Here is a 2,741-nt window from a genome sequence, read left to right on the forward strand (position 1 = left end):
CCCTGGGCGGCCCACCAGCGGGCGGCGGCGCGCGCACGCTCGACGGCGAGCGCCACCTCCTCGGGTCCGGCGATCGGGTACTCCGCCAGGACCGTGCCGTCGCGGGGATCCAGGCTCGCGAGCGTGGGGCCGGTCTTGCTGGGTTCGGTGGTCGTCATTCGGGTTCCCTCCAGTTTCCGATCACATATATTTGATGTACCGTCCGTGATACGGGCCACAGTAGTCGACTGTGCCCGCCACCGTCACCCCCTGACAGAAAACCGAGGCCAGACGTGTTCGACATCCTCACCGAAGAACAGCGGGACTTCGCCAGGTCCATCGACGACTTCTGCGCGCGCGAGGTCGGAAGCGCCGAGAAGCGGCGGGAGCTCACCACCGAGGGCGGCACCCACTCGCCCGAGATCTACGCCAAGATGGCCGAGCTCGGCTGGCTGGGGCTGACCGTCCCGGAGGAGTACGGCGGCGCCGACGCCGGAGCCGTGGAACTGTGCCTGCTGCTCGAGCACTCGCTGCGCGGCCTGGCCCCCATCGGTGGCATCGGCCCGACCCTCATCACCGGTGCCGCCTACCAGAAGTTCGGCTCCGAGGAGCAGCGCAGACGCGCGCTCGACCTGGTCGTCAAGGGCGGGACCCTGTCCATCTCGATGTCCGAACCCGGCGCCGGGTCGGACGTCGCGGCGCTGCGCTGCAAGGCCGTCCGCGACGGCGACGACTGGGTGATCACCGGCCAGAAGACCTGGTGCTCCAACGCCCACTTCGCCGACCGGATCCTCCTTGTCGCGCGGACCGACTCGTCCGGCGCCAAGCACGAGGGGATCACCATGTTCGACGTGCCCGCCGACGTCGAGGGCCTGCAGATGAGCGGGATCGAGACCATGGGCGGCAAGGAGGTCAACGACCTGTACTTCACCGACGTGCGCCTGCCCGCCGAGTCCGTGATCGGCGAGGTCGGCGGCGGCTGGAAGCAGCTCATGACCGGACTCAACATCGAGCGGCTCATCCTGGCGGCCATGCAGCTCGGCGTGGCCCAGCGCGCCTTCGACGACTGCCTGACGTTCGTCCGCGAGCGCGAACAGTTCGGTCGGCCCGTCGGCTCCTTCCAGGTCATCCGCCACCGCATGGCCGACCTGGCCACCGAGATCGAGGCCACCCGCCTGCTGGTCTACGCCGTGGCCAGGAAGATCGACGAGTCCGACCCCCAGGCGCTCTTCCCCCGCGAGGCCTCCATGGCCAAGCTCAAGGCCTCCGAGCTGAGCAAACGCGTCACCCTCGAGTGCATGCAGTCCATGGGCGGCTACGGCTACGCCACCGAGTACGGCATGGAGCGCCTCGTCCGCCAGGCCGTCGTGTCCACCATCTACGGCGGCACCAACGAGGTCCAGCGCGACATCATCGGGAAGACGTACGGGCTGTGAGCGCGCCGCACACCGACGAGCTGGCCGCGATCCGGGCCCTGGAGACCGTCCCCACCGACCGGGTGACGGCCTTGTGGGACTCGCTGGAGCCCGCCGGGATCGACGAGATCGCCGGGACCCGGTGGAAGGGCACCGGCCTCGACACCGGGCACCCGATGTTCGCGATGCTCGGGCAGATGCGCTGGTGGGGCAAGGACTTCACCGACCCGCGGAAGGTGGACCCGATCCTGGTCACCGACGAGTCCGGGGCGGTCGTCCCGGACACCTCCGCGACCGGTGGGGGCGGCGCCTCGCTCTGGGAGGTCTCGTTCCGCGGCCGCCCGTGCGCCTCCATGGTGTACGACCGGCTGCCGGTGATCGACCACTTCGCCGTCGTCGACCCCGACACCCTCCTGGCCGTGATGAACGGCCGGGGGACCCTCCACGAGGGCGAGCACTTCTGGTTCCTCCTCGAACGCGAGCGGTAGCGAGGGCCGGGGTGCATCCGACCCGCGCCCGGGTGCGCGACTCGTGTGCACCCGGCGACATCGCGGGTCGGGTGCGCCGGGCGGCGATACGGACCAGACTGGGCGCATGACCCCGAACACCGACCGCCCGGTCCGCATCGCCGTCCAACTCCAACCGCAGCACGCGCCCGACTACGGTCTCCTGCGCGATGCCGTCCGCCGGTCCGAGGACGCGGGCGTCGACGTGGTGTTCAACTGGGACCACTTCTTTCCGCTCTACGGCGACCCCGACGGCGCGCACTTCGAGTGCTGGACCATGCTCGCCGCCTGGGCCGAGCAGACCGAGCGGGTCGAGATCGGCGCGCTGGTCACCTGCAACAGCTACCGGAACCCGGACCTGTTGGCGGACATGGCCCGCACCGTCGACCACATCTCGGGCGGCCGCCTGATCCTGGGCCTGGGCAGCGGGTGGTTCGAGCGGGACTACGCCGAGTACGGGTACGACTTCGGGACCAAGGGGTCGCGTCTCGACGACCTCGGCGACTCGCTCGAGCGGATCGACCGTCGCTTCGCCACGCTCACCCCTCCCCCGACCCGGCACATCCCGGTGCTCCTCGGCGGCGGGGGCGAGCGCAAGACCCTGAAGCACGTGGCCCGTCACGCCGACATCTGGCACTCGTTCGTGGACGTGGAGACCTACCGCCACAAGTCCGGGGTGCTGGCCGGGCACTGCGCCGACGTCGGTCGGGACCCGGCTGAGATCGAGCGCTCCACCGAGATCGGCGGCGCCGCCTCCGCCGACGACGCGCGGCGCTCGGCGGACGCCCTGCTGGCCGAGGGCGTCACGCTGTTCACCGTGGGCCTGAACGGGCCCGACTAC

General features: G+C 70.6%; 3 protein-coding genes and 1 pseudogene. 3 read left to right on the forward strand and 1 reads right to left on the reverse strand.

The genetic code is table 11. The features are described from left to right. A pseudogene (locus G6018_RS17435) lies at positions 1-158 on the reverse strand (aldehyde dehydrogenase); the annotation flags it as partial. Positions 159-272: 114 nt separating this feature from the next. Here G6018_RS17435 and G6018_RS12620 point away from each other — a divergent pair. The 3 genes from G6018_RS12620 to G6018_RS12630 form a co-directional block, all read left to right on the forward strand. Continuing rightward, positions 273-1,415: an acyl-CoA dehydrogenase family protein gene (locus G6018_RS12620; protein WP_182639779.1), complete on the forward strand. Its 1,143-nt coding sequence runs from the start codon at positions 273-275 to the stop codon at positions 1,413-1,415. After that, positions 1,412-1,882: a DUF4334 domain-containing protein gene (locus tag G6018_RS12625; RefSeq protein ID WP_179523947.1), complete on the forward strand. Its 471-nt coding sequence runs from the start codon at positions 1,412-1,414 to the stop codon at positions 1,880-1,882. The genes G6018_RS12620 and G6018_RS12625 overlap by 4 nt, the downstream gene beginning before the upstream one ends. 106 nt (positions 1,883-1,988) lie before the next feature. After that, on the forward strand, positions 1,989-2,741 hold a 753-nt coding region (locus tag G6018_RS12630; protein ID WP_182639780.1), incomplete at its 3' end, for an LLM class F420-dependent oxidoreductase.

The organism is Dietzia sp. DQ11-44 (genome assembly GCF_014145205.1).
Lineage (GTDB): Bacteria > Actinomycetota > Actinomycetes > Mycobacteriales > Mycobacteriaceae > Dietzia > Dietzia natronolimnaea.